General features: G+C 68.1%; 21 protein-coding genes and 1 pseudogene. 15 read left to right on the top strand and 7 right to left on the bottom strand.

Going from position 1 to position 17,935, the window contains the following annotated elements:
* Window positions 1–24: 24 nt before the first annotated feature.
* The 4 genes from ABZ321_RS45445 (at window position 25) to ABZ321_RS45430 (ending at window position 2,547) form a co-directional block, all read left to right on the top strand.
* The gene (locus ABZ321_RS45445) at window positions 25–150 is read left to right on the top strand and encodes a hypothetical protein (protein ID WP_354902278.1); all 126 of its coding nucleotides are present in this window, start codon (window positions 25–27) and stop codon (window positions 148–150) included.
* 27 nt (window positions 151–177) lie between these two features.
* Complete coding sequence (locus ABZ321_RS45440) at window positions 178–612, top strand: hypothetical protein (RefSeq protein ID WP_354902276.1); 435 nt, start codon at window positions 178–180, stop codon at window positions 610–612.
* A gap of 494 nt (window positions 613–1,106) precedes the next feature.
* A complete protein-coding gene (locus tag ABZ321_RS45435) occupies window positions 1,107–2,051 on the top strand; it encodes a M15 family metallopeptidase (protein ID WP_354902273.1) in 945 nt (314 codons plus the stop codon).
* Window positions 2,052–2,163: 112 nt separating this feature from the next.
* Window positions 2,164–2,547 (top strand): VOC family protein, encoded by a 384-nt coding sequence (locus ABZ321_RS45430; protein ID WP_344505999.1) that lies wholly within the window; start codon window positions 2,164–2,166, stop codon window positions 2,545–2,547.
* 76 nt (window positions 2,548–2,623) lie between these two features.
* Here ABZ321_RS45430 and ABZ321_RS45425 read toward each other — a convergent pair whose 3' ends face one another.
* Entirely contained in the window at window positions 2,624–3,331 is a 708-nt protein-coding gene (locus ABZ321_RS45425; protein WP_354902270.1) for a hypothetical protein, read from the bottom strand.
* A 126-nt stretch (window positions 3,332–3,457) separates the two neighbouring features.
* Between ABZ321_RS45425 and ABZ321_RS45420 the strand changes: the two genes are divergently transcribed.
* The 9 genes from ABZ321_RS45420 (at window position 3,458) to istB (ending at window position 11,145) form a co-directional block, all read left to right on the top strand.
* Complete coding sequence (locus tag ABZ321_RS45420; RefSeq protein WP_354902268.1) at window positions 3,458–3,766, top strand: hypothetical protein; 309 nt, start codon at window positions 3,458–3,460, stop codon at window positions 3,764–3,766.
* Between the two features lie 5 nt (window positions 3,767–3,771).
* A complete protein-coding gene (locus ABZ321_RS45415; RefSeq protein WP_354902265.1) occupies window positions 3,772–3,933 on the top strand; it encodes a hypothetical protein in 162 nt (53 codons plus the stop codon).
* A 397-nt stretch (window positions 3,934–4,330) separates the two neighbouring features.
* On the top strand, window positions 4,331–4,972 hold the full coding sequence (locus ABZ321_RS45410) for a PadR family transcriptional regulator (RefSeq protein ID WP_354902262.1): 642 nt from the start codon (window positions 4,331–4,333) through the stop codon (window positions 4,970–4,972).
* A 104-nt stretch (window positions 4,973–5,076) separates the two neighbouring features.
* Window positions 5,077–6,042: an ATP-binding cassette domain-containing protein gene (locus ABZ321_RS45405; RefSeq protein ID WP_344506004.1), complete on the top strand. Its 966-nt coding sequence runs from the start codon at window positions 5,077–5,079 to the stop codon at window positions 6,040–6,042.
* Window positions 6,039–6,884: an ABC transporter permease gene (locus ABZ321_RS45400; protein WP_354902259.1), complete on the top strand. Its 846-nt coding sequence runs from the start codon at window positions 6,039–6,041 to the stop codon at window positions 6,882–6,884. The genes ABZ321_RS45405 and ABZ321_RS45400 overlap by 4 nt, the downstream gene beginning before the upstream one ends.
* Before the next feature lie 103 nt (window positions 6,885–6,987).
* The gene (locus ABZ321_RS45395) at window positions 6,988–7,410 is read left to right on the top strand and encodes a DoxX family protein (protein ID WP_074946215.1); all 423 of its coding nucleotides are present in this window, start codon (window positions 6,988–6,990) and stop codon (window positions 7,408–7,410) included.
* A 27-nt stretch (window positions 7,411–7,437) separates the two neighbouring features.
* Window positions 7,438–8,271: an alpha/beta hydrolase gene (locus tag ABZ321_RS45390; protein ID WP_069111012.1), complete on the top strand. Its 834-nt coding sequence runs from the start codon at window positions 7,438–7,440 to the stop codon at window positions 8,269–8,271.
* A 421-nt stretch (window positions 8,272–8,692) separates the two neighbouring features.
* Window positions 8,693–10,369 (top strand): IS21 family transposase, encoded by a 1,677-nt coding sequence (istA, locus tag ABZ321_RS45385; protein WP_354902256.1) that lies wholly within the window; start codon window positions 8,693–8,695, stop codon window positions 10,367–10,369.
* Window positions 10,366–11,145, top strand: coding sequence for an IS21-like element helper ATPase IstB (gene istB / locus ABZ321_RS45380; RefSeq protein ID WP_106536463.1), 780 nt, complete (start codon window positions 10,366–10,368; stop codon window positions 11,143–11,145). The genes istA and istB overlap by 4 nt, the downstream gene beginning before the upstream one ends.
* Window positions 11,146–11,784: 639 nt before the next feature.
* Here the strand turns inward: istB and ABZ321_RS45375 are convergent.
* Complete coding sequence (locus ABZ321_RS45375; protein WP_354902252.1) at window positions 11,785–12,270, bottom strand: hypothetical protein; 486 nt, start codon at window positions 12,268–12,270, stop codon at window positions 11,785–11,787.
* 337 nt (window positions 12,271–12,607) lie between these two features.
* Between ABZ321_RS45375 and ABZ321_RS45370 the strand changes: the two genes are divergently transcribed.
* Window positions 12,608–13,108 (top strand): hypothetical protein, encoded by a 501-nt coding sequence (locus ABZ321_RS45370; RefSeq protein WP_344506008.1) that lies wholly within the window; start codon window positions 12,608–12,610, stop codon window positions 13,106–13,108.
* A 184-nt stretch (window positions 13,109–13,292) separates the two neighbouring features.
* On the opposite strand, the gene ABZ321_RS45365 is transcribed toward ABZ321_RS45370, so the two are convergent.
* Window positions 13,293–14,054, bottom strand: a complete 762-nt coding sequence (locus tag ABZ321_RS45365) for a DUF4240 domain-containing protein (protein WP_354902249.1) — start codon at window positions 14,052–14,054, stop codon at window positions 13,293–13,295.
* Between the two features lie 223 nt (window positions 14,055–14,277).
* Here ABZ321_RS45365 and ABZ321_RS45360 point away from each other — a divergent pair, with 223 nt between their 5' ends.
* Complete coding sequence (locus ABZ321_RS45360; RefSeq protein WP_354902246.1) at window positions 14,278–14,913, top strand: hypothetical protein; 636 nt, start codon at window positions 14,278–14,280, stop codon at window positions 14,911–14,913.
* 492 nt (window positions 14,914–15,405) lie between these two features.
* On the opposite strand, the gene ABZ321_RS45355 is transcribed toward ABZ321_RS45360, so the two are convergent.
* The 4 genes and pseudogenes from ABZ321_RS45355 to ABZ321_RS45340 all read right to left on the bottom strand — a co-directional run bounded on the left by ABZ321_RS45355 (window position 15,406) and on the right by ABZ321_RS45340 (window position 17,813).
* Entirely contained in the window at window positions 15,406–16,527 is a 1,122-nt protein-coding gene (locus tag ABZ321_RS45355) for a HEAT repeat domain-containing protein (protein ID WP_354902243.1), read from the bottom strand.
* 92 nt (window positions 16,528–16,619) lie between these two features.
* Entirely contained in the window at window positions 16,620–16,925 is a 306-nt protein-coding gene (locus ABZ321_RS45350; protein WP_354902241.1) for a hypothetical protein, read from the bottom strand.
* A gap of 393 nt (window positions 16,926–17,318) precedes the next feature.
* Window positions 17,319–17,654, bottom strand: a pseudogene (locus tag ABZ321_RS45345) (DUF4240 domain-containing protein); the annotation flags it as partial.
* Between the two features lie 12 nt (window positions 17,655–17,666).
* A complete protein-coding gene (locus ABZ321_RS45340) occupies window positions 17,667–17,813 on the bottom strand; it encodes a hypothetical protein (RefSeq protein WP_354902238.1) in 147 nt (48 codons plus the stop codon).
* Window positions 17,814–17,935: the final 122 nt, after the last annotated feature.

Raw genomic sequence — 17,935 nt, 5'->3', positions numbered from 1 at the left:
CGCACCGGTACCGGACCCCAAGTCATGGCCGCCATCCGCAACGCCGCCATCGGCGCCCTACGCCTCGACGGCACCACCAACATCGCCGCCGCCAACCGCCACTACGCCCGCAATCCCAACCGCTCGCTGGCCCTGCTCGGCATCACCTAACAACGTGCCAGGGTCATACTCGGCGCCATGGACGACTGGGATTCGGTGGCGCGGGCCGCACAGGAGCGTGATGACTGGGATGAAGCCATCGCGGTTGCCGGCTCCGCTGCCGAGTGTTACAGCCCGGACCCCTACCTTCACAACGCACACCTGTGGCACATGGACCTGCTCGCGAAGGCGGGGCGGCTCGATGAACTCGCCCGCCGGGGCGAGAGCGATCGGTGTGCACGCCGACGGCTGAACCGCCTGCTGTACGAGCAGGGGCGCGGCAGCGACCTCCGACATCGCGCCGAACGCGGCGACAAGACCGCGTTCTACATGCTTGTGCGCCTGCTCCGTGATCGGGGCGACGAGACAGCGGCTCGCCAGGCGGTCGCCGACATCGATCAAACAGACGTGTACGCGACGCAACTCGCGCACGAGCCGCGCACGCGCGTTGAGCGGAACGGCAGCGATGAATGACAGTGATCGACACTTCGGGCGTCATCGAGCCGACTTTGCCGGGGCCTGGTAGGGTCCGCCTCCGGCGGTCGCTCGGCGATCGACCACGGTCTCCTGTTCGGCGCCGGCGCCACCGTCATGCGCTGGCCGTCGGTAGCCGTGCCCAGTTCGCCGACATGAACCGCACCATCGCGGCCCATCGCCTCAGGCCCGTCATCGACCGCGTCTCCCCTTCGCGGAGGCCGCCGCCGCGTACCGCTACTACGAGTCGGGCAGCCCGTTCGGAAGGTGGTCGTCCGGACCAGGTAGCGGACGTGTCGCACAGGCTGCATCCCCGAGCACAGCTGACTCCACGCAGGGCCTTGAACGTGGTCTCCGGACGAACCGCAGGCGAGCGCCCGAGCCGCTGCGGCCCGGAGCGACCAGGTGGCAGCACCGCCCTGCGGCAGGTAGGAGGGGCGCCGACCGTGCGGCTCGCGGGCATCGACCACCGTACAAAGCACAATAATCTGCGCATGTACCTCACGACAGGCGGGCCCACAGCGTCCGGTCGGGCGGCGGCGACCGGGGCCGGCGCACGCCGGCGTGCCGGGCACTGCGTCCGCGTCCTGGCCGCCGCTGTGGCCTGCACACTGATCGCCGCGTGCGGCGGACCTGCCCGGCCGACGCAACCGCCGCCCGCCCCGACGATCCCGGCCCCGGCCCGCGAGTCGTCCCCGCCCGCCGCGGGCGACACGTCCCCGCCGGCACCGCCGAGCCCGTCCACGGCCGCCGCGGCTCAGCTCCCGCCGGGATTCGTCTCGCTGCCCGACATCGATCCCAGCATCCTGACCGACATCCGTTACGCCACCGCCCACAACTTCGTCGGCCGGCCGATCACCGGCTACCAGCGGCCACGCTGCCTGCTCACCCGCCAGGCCGCCGAGGCGCTGCACCGGGTGCAGACAACCGCGCTCAGCAAGGGGTACAGCCTCAAGGTGTACGACTGCTACCGGCCCCAGCAGGGCGTCGACGACTTCGTGCACTGGGCGACGACAGCCGACCAGCGGATGAAGGCGGAGTTCTACCCCGAGGTCGACAAGTCCGTGCTGTTCGACGACGGATACATCGGCGGGCCCACCGCGCACAGCCGGGGCAGCACGATGGACCTGACACTGGTCGCCACCCCCTCGCGCGCGGAACCCTCCTACCGGACGGGCGAACCGCTCCTGCCCTGCACAGCGCCGGCGGCGCAGCGGTTTCCCGACAACAGCATCGACATGGGAACCGGCTTCGACTGCTTCGACCCACTCGCACACACGATCACCGCGGGCCTGAGCGGCTTGGCGAGGAACAACCGGGCGCTGCTCACCGGCCTGATGGCACAAGGCGGGTTCACCAACTACCCGAAGGAATGGTGGCACTACACGCTCGACAACGAGCCGTATCCAAGCACATATCATGACTTCCCGGTGGCGTAGCGACACCCTCGCACCGGCGAGGAGCATCCCTGCCCGTTCGCCGACCGACCGGTCGCCGCGTGCACCACGTGGATCCGCTGCGGAGTGGCCGGAGGGCGGGGATGATCGAGCCGTGGAGGTACTGAGCAGCCGCATTCTGCTGCGCCCGGCCGATTTCGGGCGCAGCCGGAGCTTCTACCGCGACATCCTCGGCCTGGCGATCTACCGTGAATTCGGACCGGCCGAGCACCCGGGCGTGGTCTTCTTCCTCGGCCAGGGGCTCCTCGAAGTGTCCGGTTCGCACGATGAGCCCGGCGGACCGCTGCAGTTGTGGCTGCAGGTCCGTGACGTCCGGGCCGAGTACGAGCGCCTGCGGGCCGCGGGGGTGACGGTCCTCCGGGAGCCCCGGCGGGAGTCGTGGGGGCTGGTCGAGGTGTGGATCGAGGACCCGGACCGCGTGCCGATCGTGCTCGTCGAGGTCCCTGCCGACCACCCGCTGCGGCGCGACCCGCGATGACCGTCGGCGCCGGCGCTCCGGACGGCCGCAGCACCGCAACGCGAGCCACCGCTACCTGCCGGCGCAGCTGATCGGCTCAGCTGCGGCCGGCTCCGGACGACCGCGCGTCGCGACGCCCCTCCTCCCGCCCGACCCAGGCGGCGCACTCCTCGATCGCGTCCACGAGCAGCGCGCGCAGCAGGCGGTCCCGATGCGGCATGCAGGTCGCGGCGACCCCTTCCACCGCCGAGCGGACGGCGTGCGGCGCGACCCGCCGGCGGAAGGCCGCCGCCGATGCCGCAGGCACGCCACGGGTGAACTTCCCGGCCCACCGGGTGGCCCTGGGGGCCTGCGCCAGCGCCTCCTGAGAGCGCTTCTCCAGCGTGTCCGGCGACCGCCCGTCGAGAACGGCAAGCATGTGATCACAGGCCAGCACGGAGACCGCCATGGCGCACTGCCGCTCCGCGGCCACGACCGGCAGCGCCGCCGTCGCCAGCCGGAGCGCGATCCGCGCGTCGACGCGCAGGTCGGCACTGACCAACCCGATCACCGACGGGACCAGGCCGGCCAGCTGCTGACGGCCGGCATCGGAGGTGTTGTCGTTGACGAGACGGGCCACCCCGGCGAGCAACGGGTGGGTGCAGACCGGATGGTCGCTCCACCGCCCACCGGCCAGAAACGACGCCAGTTCCATGAAGCAGGCACCCTTGCCCGGATGGCGATGCTTGCCTCGCGACAGCATCGGAACCGCGTCCGGCGCCCGGACATCCTTCATCAGCACGGAACACCTCCTTGCCGACACCATCCGCTGTTCTCTTCCCCGCGCCCCGCGCCAGTAACTCGGCGTGTTCGACTCATCTACCGATCTTGCGCGCTCCTTCCGTGCTCGGCCCGGCATGCACACTGAGATGATGGCGGAGCGCCTGATGCCATGTGGCAACGACTGTGCGACGTCGCGCGGACGATGCCGCCCCGCCGGCGCCGCGCCGTCGCGATCACACTCATCCTGCTCACCAGCGCCGTGTGGGCGGTGAACTCCGCACCACTGAGACAGACCACGCTGCCGCCCCTGGAGCCGGTGTCGCCGCACGACGAGCACAGCCCCCCAACCGACGCACTGCCCGCGGATCTGCGGCGCGGCCACTACCACCCAGCGATGCAGCGCTTGGCGAGCCTCACAGCCGCCTACCCCGACGACCTGAATCTGCGTGCTGAGCGTGCGGCTCTTACCGGCAGGTAGGCAACTTGGTTGAAGCCGGACGCTGGGGCTTCCTCACGGAGGATGCCACCGAAACGGAGATTGCCGCATTCGAGAAGGCCAATCCTGGTGCCTGGATGCGCCTGCTCGTGTTGAGGGTCAATACAGACCCGACTGGCTTTGGAGGTCTCCACCAGCACCGTTTGTAGGTCAGTGCTGACACAACCCGGACCAGGAGGGCACCCTAGTGTTGGCGGGAGTTGACACCACCCTGGCGGGCGCGCAAGCGGAGCTCGTAGAGCAGGCCAAGTGGCGGGAGCACCCCAATCGGGACACCCCCGAGCACGTCCGCGATCAGGCCGAACTGTGGGCGGGACACGCACGCACCGAACTGGAGTGGGCGAAGAGCCTGAGCAAACGACTGTCTGAGGGCGCCTACACCATGGCCGATGATCCGGGTTCGTGGCGAACGGTCCCCGATCACCTCAAGATGCGCTTCTAATCAAACTTGACTAGATGTTTCCTCCTCGTGTACTTTGGCCAAGTAATCAAACTTGACTAGCCTCAACCAATCCGTTCGCAACACCGAGAGAAGGAATCGAACCCATGGGAAAGCTCGCGATCGAGACGAGAGGGTTGAGCGGAGGTGGGCGCGTGTCGGCGACGAAGCTCCTGGTGCTCGGTATCGTGCACCTCTCCGGCGGCGCGCATGGCTACCAGGTGCGGTCCGAACTGCAGAGCTGGGGTGCGGAGAGTTGGGCCAAGATCAAGCCCGGCTCGATTTATCACGCGCTGAAGAAGGCGGCGGCTGATGGCCTCCTCACCGAACACGCCGAGCCGGGCAACTCTGGGCCGGAGCGCGTTCTGTACCGCGCGACAGCTCGGGGACGTGACGAGATGGTCGAACTGGTCCGCGACGGTCTGCGGCGCACCCACGACCCGGACATGCTCAACGCGTCCATCGCCATGTTGCCCATGCTGACCAGGACAGATGCCATCGCGCACGTTAACGAGCGGGTCGCGCGCCTGGAAGCGGAGCTCGTAGTGCAGGCCAAGTGGCGGGAGCACCCCAATCGGGACACCCCCGAGCACGTCCGCGATCAGGCCGAACTGTGGGCGGGACACGCACGCACCGAACTGGAGTGGGCGAAGAGCCTGAGCAAACGACTGTCTGAGGGCGCCTACACCATGGCCGATGATCCGGGTTCGTGGCGAACGGTCCCCGATCACCTCAAGATGCGCTTCTAATCAAACTTGACTAGATGTTTCCTCCGCGTGCACTCTGGCCAAGTAGTCAAACTTGACTAGCCTCAACCAATCCGTTCGCATCACCGAGAGAAGGAATCGAACCCATGGGAAAGCTCGCGATCGAGACGAGAGGGTTGAAGAAGAGCTTCGGCAAGACCCACGCGGTCGCCGGTGTGGACCTGGCCGTGAGCGCCGGGGGCGTGTACGGCGTGCTCGGTCCGAACGGGGCGGGCAAGACCACCGCGATCCGTATGCTGGCTACGCTCCTGCGCCCCGACGCCGGAGAGGCGCAGGTGCTCGGCTACGACGTCGTGCGTGACGCCCAGGCGGTGCGGAGCAGGGTGGGCCTCACCGGGCAGTTCGCGTCGGTCGACGAGGACCTCACCGGGGTGGAGAACCTGTTGCTGCTCGCCAGGTTGCTCGGCTACTCACGCCGCCGAGGCAGGGAGCGGGCGGCCGACCTGCTCGACGCGTTCGGTCTTGCCGAGGCGGCCGACCGGCAGGTGAAGAAGTACTCCGGCGGGATGCGCAGGCGCATCGACATCGCGGCGAGCCTGGTCGTCACCCCCGAACTGATCTTCCTCGACGAGCCCACGACCGGGCTCGACCCGCGCAGCAGGAACCAAGTCTGGGAGATCGTCAGGGGCATGGTCGCCGAGGGCGCCACCGTGTTGCTGACCACGCAGTACCTCGACGAGGCCGACCAGCTGGCCGACCGGATAGCGGTGATCGACCACGGGAAGGTGGTCGCCGAGGGCTCGAGCGGCCAGCTCAAGGCATCGGTCGGCGCCGGCTCGCTGCACATACGGCTACGTGCGCCCGAGCAGCGGGCCGAGGCAGAGCGGGTCCTCGCCGGCGTCCTCGAGGTGCCGGCCGAGCCGTCCGCTGACCCGGCCGCGCTGTCCGCGCGGATCTCCGACCCCGACCGGGTCGCCCGTTCCCTGGCCGAGCTGTCCCGCAGCGGCATCGACGTCACCGAGTTCGCGCTCGGTCAGCCGAGCCTAGACGAGGTGTTCCTCACCCTGACCGGACACGTCGCCGAGGAGACACCCGAGGAGGATGCCGCATGAATGCCACGACTGCGGAGCAGGCGTCGGCGCCGGTCACCGAGGACGCGCTGCGCAGTGTGCTGTTGGCCGGTGAGCGGCCGTCTCGGCCCGGCCCGGTGCTCACCTCGTTGACATTCGGCTGGCGGGCGCTGCTGAAGATCAAACACGTGCCCGAGCAGCTCGTCGACGTGACCATGTTCCCGATCATGTTCACGCTGATGTTCACCTACCTGTTCGGTGGCGCGCTCGCCGGGTCGACACAGGCGTACCTGCAGTTCCTGCTGCCCGGCATCCTGGTGCAGGCGAACGTCATGATCACCATGAACACCGGCATAACGCTGAACACCGACATCCAGAAGGGGGTGTTCGACAGGTTCAGGTCACTTCCGGTGTGGCGACCGTCGCCGCTGGTCGGCGCCCTGCTCGGCGATCTGGTGCGCTACTCGATCGGGTCGGCGATCGTGATCACGCTCGGCCTGGTCCTAGGGTTCCGGCCGGAGGGTGGCGCCGTCGGCGTGGTGCTCTCGGTGGTGCTGCTGCTCGTGTTCTCGTTCTGCCTGTCGTGGCTGTGGACGATGCTCAGCCTGATCCTGCGCACGCCGAACTCGGTGGCGGGGGTCAGCATGATGGTGATGTTCCCGCTGACGTTCGGGAGCAACATCTTCGTGGACCCGAAGACGATGCCCGGGTGGATGCAGGCGGTCGTCGAGGTCAACCCGATCACCCACCTGGCGACCGTGGTACGCGGCCTGATGCACGGCTCGGTGCCCGCCGGGGAAATCGGCTGGGTGCTCGTCTCGTCAGCGCTGCTCGTCGCGGTCTTCGGTCCCATCACCATGGTCCTCTACCGCAACAAGAAGTAGATGCCGCTCCCGCGAGCACTTGGTCGAAATCAACTCCGACAACCCGGCCCACTCGGCCAACGCCATCACCGGTACCAGGCCCGGACACGACAAGGAGAGCCGAATGAGCACCATCCCCAAGAACAACTCGGAAACCGTTGCGCACACGCCCGGGCGGGCGAGCAGCATCGGGGTCTGGATTCTGCAAGTCGTGCTGGCGGCGATAATCGCCGGCGGCGGAATCTCGAAGCTCGCCGGCGACCCGGTCATGGTGGACATGTTCGCCGACATCGGGGCTGGCCAGTGGCTCCGGTACCTGGTCGGAGCGCTGGAGGTCGCGGGAGGGGTTGGACTTCTGATCCCGGCTCTGGCGGGCCTGGCCAGTCTCGGGTTGGCGGCATTGCTGACCGGTGCTGTCATCACCGATCAGTTCGTGCTCGAGCAGAGCCCTTGGCTGCCGCTCGCCTTACTCGTCGTGGCGGCCGTGATCGCAAGGACGCGGTGGTCGCGCACCGAGGCCGTCGTCGGCACGCTGCTCAGGCGCTGAGACAAACCTCTCGAACGGAGATGTGAGATGAACGAGATGGCCTTTCGCGTGACATCAAACGATGGCACCACCATCGCCTACGACAGGGAAGGAAGCGGTCCGGCCGTCATTCTGGTGGGCGGAGCACTCGACGAAGGGGTGGAGAACGCTCCCTTGGCGCCAGCTCTCGCCGAGCACTTCACGGTCTACAACTATGCCCGTCGGGGACGCGGCGCGAGCGGCTTCACCGAGCCGTACGCCGTGGAAAGGGAGATCGAGGACCTGGATGCGTTGATCGCGGAGGCGGGCGGCTCGGCACACCTGTTCGGGGCGTCCTCAGGCGGCGCGCTGGCGCTGGAAGCCGCCGCGGCCGGGTCAGCCATCGACACGATCGCCGTCTGGGAGGTGCCCTACGCGGTCGGGGACGACATACGCCCGCGATTCGAGGAGTACATCGCGGACACCCGACGCGCCTTCGACGCCGGGCGAGACGAGGAGGTTCTCGAACTGTTCATGCGCATGACCGGCGCCTCCGACGACAACATCGCGGCCAGGAAAGCGGCAGGCAAGCAGACGGCGCATTGGGCGCATTCGGTCGCCCTCGCGCCCACGCTGGTCCACGACAGCGTCTTCCTCAATCGCTACCAATTGCCGGCCGATCGACTGGCAACGGTCACCCAACCGGTCCTGGTCACCACCGGAGGGCCGATCACGGTCCCTTATATGGCAGGCCTGCCCTCGGACTTCTTCGACCGCGCAGCCGACGAGCTTGCAGACCAATTACCCCACGCTCAACGGGAGACCCTCGAGGGGCCGGATCACGTCGTCGACCCACAGACCGTCGGCCCGCTGTTGCTACGGTTCTTCAGCACCGAACACTGAGGGGCCCGCGAGGTGTTGCGGGAATACCGATTAGGCACCGCGCAAGCAGATCTTCGTCGCGCCAGGGACACGGGGCGGACAGGTAGTGTCGAGGTTGATGTCGTCGGCGGCATCACAGGCCTGATCCTGGGCGTGCTCGTCACCAACGTCTTCGTCACCACGCAAGGCCGGGCCGTCGTACTGACCTGGGCCTCAGTGGGACTCGACCTGGCCTACTCGCTGCTCATCGGCTCCGTCGTCGGTCGTACCCCGCACTCCGGGCCGACTCAGTACCGCCCACCGAAGCCCTGCGCAGCACATGACCAGGCACCTCGGTAGGGCCAGTCATTCCGGGCTGTGGTCGCATGCGGTCACCGTTCCCAGGCGGTGGCCCGGTGCCGAAAGTCGTGCCCACGGCGTGCTCACGTCAGGAGTGCCACCGATGACGCAGCCGCGTTCCCGGGTCGACCTGTACGCGGCGATCCGACGGGATGCCCGATCTGGGATGTCCAACCGCGCGCTGCAGCGCAAGCACGGCGTCGGCTTCCGAACCGTGACAGCGGCGCTGGAATCTGCATGGCCGAAGGAGAGAAAGCAGCCGCCCAAACGCGGCTCACGGCTTGACGCGTACCGAGTGGTGATCGACGACTGGCTGCGCTCGGACCTCGACGCGCCGCGGAAGCAGCGACACACGGCGAAGCGGATCTTCGATCGACTGCTTGACGAACATGACGGGGCCGGGGTGGTGTCGTACTGGATGGTCCGCGAGTACGTCGCCACCCGACGCCGCGAGATTCGCGTCGAGGTCGGACGGGAACCTGCCAACGCGTTCATCCCGCAAGAGCACCTCCCGGGCCGCGAGGCCGAGGTTGACTTCGGCGACGTCGCCATCCGCCTGCGCGGCGAGCTCGTAACCTGCGCGCTGTTCAGCCTTCGGCTCTCCTACTCGGGCAAGGCCGTGCACAGGGTCAGTGCCTCGGCTGGGCAGGAAGCCTTCTTCGAGGGTCACGTCCACGCCTTCAACGTGCTCGGCGGGGTGCCGACCGGGAAGATCCGCTACGACAACCTCAAGGCCGCCGTCGCGAGCGTGATCGGGTTCTCCCGCCAGCGGGTCGAGGCCGACAGGTGGACCGCCGTCCGTTCCCACTACGGCATCGAAGCCTTCTATTGCCAGCCCGGAATCCAAGGTGCGCACGAGAAGGGCGGCGTCGAGGGGCAGATCGGCTGGTTCCGACGCAACCACCTCGTCCCCATCCCAGAAGTCGACTCCCTCGCCGAGCTCAACGCTATGGTCGACGCCTGGGACGAAGCCGACGACGCCCGGCGGATCGGGTCCCGCGCCCGCACGGTCGGGGAACACTTCGCCACCGAGCAGCCACTCCTCGCGCCCCTTCCGACCGAGCCGTTCGAGACCGGCCGCTGGTTCACCCCGCGCGTGGACCGGTACGCCCAGGTCACGGTCCGGATGAACAAGTACTCCGTGCCCGCGCGCATGGTCGGCCGTCAAGCCCGGGTGCTCCTGAACGCCAGCGACCTGGTCGTGTTCGACGGCAGGACCGAGATCGCCCGCCACGAACGGCTCATGACCAAGGGCTCGACCCGGGTCGACCTGGACCACTATCTCGAGGTCCTCCTCCGCAAACCGGGCGCGCTACCCGGTGCGAAAGCGCTGGAGCAGGCCAGGGCATCCGGGCGGTTCACGCCCGTTCACGACGCCTGGTGGGCCGCGGCCTGCAAGGCCCACGGTGACGCCGACGGCACCCGTGCCCTCATTGAGGTCCTGATGCTGCACCGGCACCTTCCACACGACCACGTCGTCGCCGGACTCGCGACGGCGCTGCGTGCAGGCGCGCTCACCGCGGACGCTGTCGCGTTGGAAGCGCGCAAGTACAACGACACAGCAGATGGCGGAGCCGACGACACGACAGCGAACCACCAGTCCCTGATGAGCGGCGACAGGGCACGCGGAGAAGGCGAGATCCCTGCCGTGCGATCGCTGACCGAGCGCCGGCTCCGCGCCCACATCCCGGCCGACACTCGGCCGCTGCCGAGCGTGGAGAAGTACGACCAGCTGTTGGCCAGCCGACGTGACACCCCGAACGAAGGAGCCGCACCGTGACCACCAAGCGCCGTGGAATGACCGAAGAAGCAGCCGACGCCGCGATCGACCAAGCGTGCCGGATGCTGCGAATGCCCACCATCCGCAACTCCTTCACCGACTACGCCGACCGGGCAGGGCGTGAGCAGATGTCTTACCGCGGGTTCCTCGCCGAACTATTGCTTGCCGAGTGCGACGATCGCGCCCGACGCCGGTCCGAACGCCGGATCAAGGCCGCCAAGTTCCCCCGCGAGAAGTCCCTGCGGGCCTTCGACTTCGACGCCAACCCCAACATCGATCCCGCCGTGATCCACACCCTCGCCAAGTGCGAATGGGTCCAGAAGGGACAGCCGCTGTGTCTGATCGGGGACTCCGGCACCGGCAAGTCCCATCTGCTGATCGCACTCGGCACCGAGGCCGCCATGGCCGGCTACCGGGTCAAGTACACCCTGGCGACCCAGCTTGCCAACGAGCTCGTCGAGGCCGCCGACGAGATGACGCTGGCGAAGACCATCGCCCGCTACGGCCGCGTCGACCTGCTGTGCATCGACGAACTCGGCTATATGCAACTCGACCGCCGCGGCGCGGAACTCCTCTTCCAGGTCCTCACCGAGCGTGAGGAGAAGGCTTCGGTCGCGATCGCGTCCAATGAGTCCTTCGGCGGCTGGACCAAGACCTTCACCGACCCCCGGCTATGCGCAGCCATCGTCGACCGACTCACCTTCGGCGGCACCATCCTCGAGACCGGCACCGACTCCTACCGTCTGGCCCAAGCCACAAAGCAGCGGACAACCTGACACCCGTCGGGCGCGGAAGCGGTGTCGACGCAAACCAACATCCGCGGCACCGACACGTGCCCGGCGGTGTCAGAACTCGCCAACAAGCGGTGTCGGACGAAACCTCCGCAGCCACCTGACAAGCTCGGGCCGGTGGCGAGCGCTCGTTTGGCGCGGTTGATCGAACGGGCCAGGCAGGACGGCCCGGCGCCGGTGGCTTGGACTGAGGCCGGCTCCGGCCTCAGTTCCCCGGTTCATGGCGCGACGAGCTTCCCTGCCTGCTGGCAGCGGTGGTAGGACTGATCGTCGTGACGCTGGCCGTCCTCGGACTGATCACCGTGATCCGGTGGGCACTGTAGGCCCACTGCCCGCAGGCGATCCGAACCGAGGCGTCGTGAGGGTGCGCAACTGCCTATCTCCCTCCGGGCGGTCGCTGAGGTTGGCGAGCAGCCGATGGATCGCCGGCGCCGCCGATGCGTCGCCCCGTTCGCTCATCGGCTCCTTGTCCGGACGCCGACTGGGCCAGCTCGCAGTGACGTTGCGTAGCGAGCGGATCGGCGGCATGAGCGTGCACGTGATCAAGGCGGCGCTGAGCCTCAGGTGTTGCTTGACCGTTGAAGGTCAGGTTTTGGGTGCTGGTTGCGCAATCACCGTGGCGTATCAGGCGCGCAGCAGAGACGGGGACGGCCACGGCGAGAGGCTCGGGCCGAGCGAGGGGGTCGGCATCGTCGCGTAGGCTTCGACGTCCCAGGAGGTGATGGTGTCGGCGCGGTCGAGCGCCACGGTGAAGGGCCCGAGGTCGATGCGGCCGACCGCCAGCTCGTCGGCTGGAAACATCATCGTTAGGAACCGCCACTGACCGTCGCAGGTCCAGCCGTCCGTGAAGTACATGCTGACAGCGATCATGCGCACTTTGACCACGCCCGAGCCGGTACACCGCCCGCGGAGATGAATGCTCCACCCTTCGCGGATCGAGACCTCGACGTACGGCTCGCCGTACTGCGTCGAATGCCACGCGCCGACCAGCCGGTCGTAGGAACTTACCTGCCCATCGATGGTCCCCAGCACGAGCGGCGCCTGCGCGGGATCCGGGTTGGACGAGCGGGTGCAGGCGGCCAGCCCGATGACCGCGACCACCACCGACACCAACAGGACCGCCGTCTTCTTCACAGAGCGAGGCTATGGGTGCCAGCCGCGATCCGCTGCCCCGCCGACGTCCAGCACTGCGCCAACGTGCCACGATCCCGCCGCATTCGTGCGACCCACCGCTGCGACCCGGTGATCAAGCTGGCCGTAGCGACGTATGGAACGCGACGATCGTCGGCCAACCGCCGCGCACGAATCGGCGGCAGATCCGGACACGTGATCAGGAGCACTCGCTCACCCGGCGGTCGCTGCGCTCACCGCCGTCCACGCCGGCTGCTCGCCGGTACCGGCGCGGAGCAGGGCCACGCGAGCGCGCCGCGCGTCGTACCCTGCTGTCATGACACCAAGGGTGGTCGCACGGTTCCTCGCGGCAGCGGTGGCGGCGGCCGGCCTGACCGCCTGCACCATGAGCACAGCGCGCCCGGCCGTCCCGCTGCGCGAGGCCACCCCCGACACCGAAGACGTGCTGGTGGGCGCCTGGAACTCGACGACGAACGGCGTCGCACACGTCGAAGGCACGTTTCCCGTCAACCCGCTGCCCGAGGTCCGGAGACCCGAAGGGTGGCTGTTCCGCCTGCGGACGCGATGCGCCGGTGACGGCACCGTGTCGATCCGCGTCAGTGGAAAGACCGGCTCCATCCAGACACAGGAGTGCAAGTGCATCGGCACGTGGGCCTTTGAAGGGACGGCGCTACCGCCCGGCACCGCTACCGGCCCTTCCGACCCCGGACCGTTCAGCCTCGCCATCGACCGGCCCGGCGGCGTCACCTCCTGGGACGTCGAGGCCTACGCGTTTCGGGTCGTCAACGTCTACCCGGAACCGAGTGCATCGACATAGCGGCGCAACGCCAGCTGCCCTCCGCACAGCCCAGCCGGTGCGCCGCTGCCACGGCCGCGTAGCGGGGGCGGCGGTGGTTGCGGTGGCTGTACCGCATCCGCGAGTTGCTCCCCACCCGGGACGTCGAGTTCAGCCGGCCGCTACCGAGATCGGCATGAAGGGACCGATGCGCGACGTACCCCGGTCATGGCACCAACTGGTCTAGCGATAGAACGCCACATCCGCTCTTCGGCACGAGCGAGCACCGCAGGCACCGAGCCACTGCTACACAGCGCGACGATCTTCGTGTCGCCCACCGCGCGAGACTCGCGGCCATGAGCGTGCATCTGTGCGCTCGCTGGCAGGACTGGGCGTTCGGCACTGATGCCGGTAGGCCCGGTACGTCTTCGGACTGCAGGTAGATCTCGGCCAGGCGGGGGTATCGGGCGTGCACCGCGTCGTCGTCTTCGTGGTCGAAGTCGTCGCCGAGTAACGGCCCGTTGAACGTGTCCGCGGGCAGCTCGGCCCGGGCCGCGTCGACGGCGTCGAAGAAGTCGGCGTCCTCGTCGAACGCCGCTCGCCCGACGCTGAGCATGCTCTCGCACAGCAGGAAGTCGTCGTCCGGGTCGATGCCCAGTTCGGCGAGCGTGTCCGGGTCCCGCAGGGCGCGCTCCCAGATGCTGCGGCCCTGCGTGACGAGCCAGCCGCGGAAGTAGTCGAAGGCATCGTCGGAGCAGCCACCTCTCATGAGGTAGGCGGCGCCCCATAGGTTCCAGTCGTAGGACTCCGCATCGAGCACGGCGTAGCGCAGGTCGAACGCGACGGCCGCCTCGCGGCCGAGTTCGGCGAGGCGTTGCCCGACCTTCTCGGCCACCTGCTTGGCACCCTCGGCGGTCCGGGTGTCCTCGATGCCCTCACGGGCGCGGTCGACGATTGCCCAGAACTCGTCCTGATCCATGATCGCCATGCCGCGATCCTGCCATGCCGCCGTGGCCCACCGGGTGCGGACACGGCAGACGTCCATGATCGGATGTGCACGTCCGCGAGCATGCACTCTACTGCTGGGTGTCGCCCTGACCCGACTATGCCGCACCTCCCGGAACATGGTTCGGCACATCGTGCTGCGCCCGCTCAGCGGCAGATGAGGGTGCCCTCTCGTCGTACATGCATCGAGACGACATGATGTCGCCATGCAGGACACGGGGATGGATCGAACTTCGGTCAGCGTGCCGGAACGGCGGGACGGCTGGATTGGCGTCGCGGTGGCGTGGGTGTGCGTGAGCCTCATCGAGCTGGTCAACGTGCCGAACGAGGCCATGTTGGCGTTGCTCGTCATGCCGGTCGAACTCGTGCTGTGGCTCGTCGCGGGCTGGCTCACCCTACGGCTGACATTCCGGGCGCGACGGTCGCTCCTGCGAACCGTGGTGGCACTTGGGCTCGCCGTCTCGTGTGCGCACTTCACGAATTGGTCGCTATTTCACCCGGTCTCGTACTACGTGACACACAAGTACGCCTTTGATGCCGTGGCAGCCCAGGTACGCGAAGGTGCCATCGGTTCGTCCGACGACTACTACGGCAGCGACCTGCCGCTGTATCTACGGGACCTGTCGACAACAGGTAAGGCGGCCGTGATCGGCCGGCGGGACGGCCGACCTGTCGTCTTCCTTCCGCAGTTCCTGGGCATTCCAGACGACGCCGCGGGGTACGCATTCTTCGACGGGCCGACGTCTCCCAGCATCGAAGTTGACCTGTTCGGGGCAAGGGCCAACCTCCCGGGTGGGATCAACCTTCGGGATGGCTGGTGGTATCTACGGCCAGGCGATTGAGGTCAGCGCATGTACACGCTCCAACCGGTTCGACACCCCGGCGGCCATTGCCAGTCGACCGCTCATCGGCACGATCAGAAGCCCTCGGCTTGTCGGGCCGCTCACCCTCAGCAACGACCCTGGCCAGCGTCGAGCGCTCGAAGCGGCATGAGCGGACGTCGGTAAGCTGCCGCCACGCCTCATCCACGGTTTCGAGTGCCGCGGCCACCTGGACCGCTTCGTTGACCAGCACGTGAGCCACGACGTAGTCGTCGCCCTCATAGTGCTGGCCACCGCCGAGTACGGCCAGGTCGAGAGGGGACAGGCGGCGGCCGCTGCCGAGGGTGCCGTCGCTGAGGCACCGAAAGAACATCCCTCGACATGCCACGGCCGCACGCTACCCCCGCTGGTCGGCGGTGCAGGCACTCAGGTTCGCATTGCGATCGAAAGGGCCGAACCGGCAGGGCGATGGTCCGATCGCAGGCATCCACTTCGCGGCAGATCGGGATGGCGTCATTTGTGAGGCTTGGTAGCGGTGATGCGGGTCAGGGCTACCTCGGCGCGGGCCCGCACTGTGCGGTCCGGGTCCGCAGTGAGGGTGTCGATGATCGGGCGGATGCCGGGCCAGCCGCACACACCGAGTGCGGTCACCAGGTCCGCGCGCACGGCGGCCAACGCGTCGCCGGCGAGACTGGACAGCGTTTCGGTCAGCGCCGGATTCGCGTGGCGGCCAAGCGCGGCGGCGATCGCAGCGCGCACGTGCGGGTCGGGATCGCGGGCGCCGGCCTGCAGAGCGTCGAACGGGCCGCCGAGAGCGCTGATCCCGCGGGCCGCACCGGCGCGCACCTGCGGCTCCAGGTCGGCGAGCAGGAGCAGCAGTGCATCGAGCGCGGCCGGCCGGTCATGGGTGTCGAGGGGCAGGTTTCCGATCGTCTCGCCCAGTGCTGATCGGACGTTCGCGGACTGGTCGCGGGTCAGCGGGGTCAGGGAGTGGACGGCTGCCGCGTTGGCGAACCAGCGCAGGTCCAAGACAGCTGATCTGCGGACCTGTTCGTCGGGGTCGTGGAGGGCGGCGGTGACCAGATCGTACGCGGACGGTTCGTTCTTGAGGCTGGTCAATGTGCCAAGGGCGGTTTGGCGGAGCCGCGGGTCTGGATCGGTCAGGGCCTGCCGCAACAGGTCAAGATCGCCGGGTCGAACGACGTAGCCGAGCGCCCACAGTCCGGCGTTACGCAGGTCGGGGTGTTCGTCGGTAGCGAACGACAGGATCGTGGGTCGGCAGCCGTCAGGGTCGAGATGGATGAGATCGCCCAGCAATGCACAGAGCGAGTCGCGATCGTCGTGCGGCACCGGGCGGGCGAACGCACGCAGCAGCAGCGGAAACGCCGCTGCGCCGCGGATGCCGGCAAGGACGTACGCCATCATGTCCCGCCCGTACCATTCGCCCTCGTCGAGATAGCGCTCCAGGGCGGCCTGTGCGGGTGGAATCAGCGAACGGTCACCGCTCGCGGCCAACTGCTGGACCGCCTGCCACGGGTCGCCGTTCAGCGACGCCACCTGACGCATCACCTCGGCGAGCGTCATCGCACGAGTCACGGGCACGGGCGAGATCACGTACTCGACCGGAGCGTCCATGGCCGTTGATTCTGCCATCTGGGCAGACCAGCGCGTTGGGTGGCGAGCGCATCGCGGCGGATCAGAGCACGTGATCTCGACCCGGTCAGGCTTCAGCGGTCCCGGGCGACGTCGCTGTCGTCGAGCGGGTAGGCGATCCACGTGCCGTCGGCTGGTTCGCCGTTCTCGTCCTGCGGTTCGTTCAGGCACGTGTACACCTCGTCGTGTCCATCGTGGAGGACGACGTACGCGCCGTGGTGCAGCAGCAGGTGCTGCCGCTCGATGTCGGCCATGGTCTGCGGATGGCGAAGTCGGATGCCGCCGCTCTCGTCGCGGTCGGTCAGGTCGGCAAAGATCCTGATCATCCGCTCGCACGGCACATAGGTGTGGTACTGGCCGTCACCGGCCTTGTCCCACATGATCGCTTCGCAGTTCGGGCAGGAGTGCAGGCGGCTCAGCGCGGCCTGGCGCAACTGCCTGATCTCCCACTCTTCCGTCGTGGTTGCTTCCGCGTACAGCAGTCTGTCAGTTGCCCAATCGGGAAGACCCGGAATCCGTCGTCGGGAATCGGTGACAGGTTGTGGATGTATCCGCAGCGGCAGGCCAGTTTTGGCATGGCCACATGATCGCCTTCCCGGTCTGCGTCACGCGACCCCGATGCACACCCGCTCCCGGGGCTGGCCGTTGCCGTTTGGGCCACGATTCGTGAGGAACGGTGACCGCCCGCGCCCCCGCCGCGGCCCGTGCGCACGGGCGCACCGGGGCCGGTAAAGGACCGGCAGCGTTGAAGCCGCGGAATGTGCGGCGCGACCTCAGCGCGCATCCTCGTCGTCGAAGATGGCGGTCAAGCGTGGCAGGAGGCGGCGCATCCGCTGTTCGTCGTCGAAGTCGAAGCACTCTCCTGCTGGCCGAGGCGGCAGATACTCACCCTTGTCCGGCAGCGCTGCCCAGAAGGCCTCCTCGTCCGCGGCCGCTGTTGGCGCCACGTAGAGGACCTCCTCGCAGCCGAGGTCACCGGCGTCCACCTCGACGACGTCGGCGAGCGAGTCGGGGTCGGCGAGTGTCGCCTCCCACCGCATTCGACCCTGCGCCATCAGCCAGCCGAGGAAGTACTCGAAGCCGTCATCGGACGCGCCGCCGTTGATGAGATCCGCGGCGGCCTACAGGTCCCAGCGATAGGCATCCCGCCTGAACAGCTCATCCTGTACCCCGCGGAAGGCCACCAGCTCGGCGAGCGGAAGACCCCGTAACACCTCGACGAGCGACGCAGGCACGTCGCCGACGTCGTCCACCCTCGCGCGCGGCATCGACGATCTCCCAGAATCGATCTCTGTCCACCTCGGCATTCGGCCTGTGCGCCGCGGCCGGCATCGTCCCGCCCTCCACCCGAGTCGAAGATCAGCCGCGCGCTCATCGGACAGGAACAGGA

The sequence above is a fragment of the Dactylosporangium sp. NPDC006015 genome, assembly GCF_040614215.1.
In the GTDB taxonomy this organism is placed as follows: Bacteria; Actinomycetota; Actinomycetes; order Mycobacteriales; family Micromonosporaceae; genus Dactylosporangium; species Dactylosporangium maewongense.
Note: the sequence above shows the minus strand (reverse complement) of the source record. Positions and strands in the feature narration are given on the sequence as shown.

Excerpts from the sequence above, each read along its gene's own strand:
- ABZ321_RS45440 (WP_354902276.1), top strand. The coding sequence starts at position 178 with ATGGACGACTGGGATTCGGTGGCGCGGGCCGCACAGGAGCGTGATGAC.
- ABZ321_RS45390 (WP_069111012.1), top strand. The coding sequence starts at position 7,438 with ATGAACGAGATGGCCTTTCGCGTGACATCAAACGATGGCACCACCATC.
- ABZ321_RS45360 (WP_354902246.1), top strand. The coding sequence starts at position 14,278 with ATGCAGGACACGGGGATGGATCGAACTTCGGTCAGCGTGCCGGAACGG.
- ABZ321_RS45340 (WP_354902238.1), bottom strand. The coding sequence starts at position 17,813 with ATGCCGCGCGCGAGGGTGGACGACGTCGGCGACGTGCCTGCGTCGCTC.
- ABZ321_RS45405 (WP_344506004.1), top strand. The coding sequence starts at position 5,077 with ATGGGAAAGCTCGCGATCGAGACGAGAGGGTTGAAGAAGAGCTTCGGC.
- ABZ321_RS45410 (WP_354902262.1), top strand. The coding sequence starts at position 4,331 with ATGGGAAAGCTCGCGATCGAGACGAGAGGGTTGAGCGGAGGTGGGCGC.
- ABZ321_RS45445 (WP_354902278.1), top strand. The coding sequence starts at position 25 with ATGGCCGCCATCCGCAACGCCGCCATCGGCGCCCTACGCCTCGACGGC.
- istA (WP_354902256.1), top strand. The coding sequence starts at position 8,693 with ATGACGCAGCCGCGTTCCCGGGTCGACCTGTACGCGGCGATCCGACGG.
- ABZ321_RS45355 (WP_354902243.1), bottom strand. The coding sequence starts at position 16,527 with ATGGACGCTCCGGTCGAGTACGTGATCTCGCCCGTGCCCGTGACTCGT.
- ABZ321_RS45365 (WP_354902249.1), bottom strand. The coding sequence starts at position 14,054 with ATGGCGATCATGGATCAGGACGAGTTCTGGGCAATCGTCGACCGCGCC.
- ABZ321_RS45370 (WP_344506008.1), top strand. The coding sequence starts at position 12,608 with ATGACACCAAGGGTGGTCGCACGGTTCCTCGCGGCAGCGGTGGCGGCG.
- ABZ321_RS45350 (WP_354902241.1), bottom strand. The coding sequence starts at position 16,925 with ATGTGGGACAAGGCCGGTGACGGCCAGTACCACACCTATGTGCCGTGC.
- ABZ321_RS45400 (WP_354902259.1), top strand. The coding sequence starts at position 6,039 with ATGAATGCCACGACTGCGGAGCAGGCGTCGGCGCCGGTCACCGAGGAC.
- ABZ321_RS45425 (WP_354902270.1), bottom strand. The coding sequence starts at position 3,331 with ATGGTGTCGGCAAGGAGGTGTTCCGTGCTGATGAAGGATGTCCGGGCG.
- ABZ321_RS45395 (WP_074946215.1), top strand. The coding sequence starts at position 6,988 with ATGAGCACCATCCCCAAGAACAACTCGGAAACCGTTGCGCACACGCCC.
- ABZ321_RS45420 (WP_354902268.1), top strand. The coding sequence starts at position 3,458 with ATGTGGCAACGACTGTGCGACGTCGCGCGGACGATGCCGCCCCGCCGG.
- ABZ321_RS45435 (WP_354902273.1), top strand. The coding sequence starts at position 1,107 with ATGTACCTCACGACAGGCGGGCCCACAGCGTCCGGTCGGGCGGCGGCG.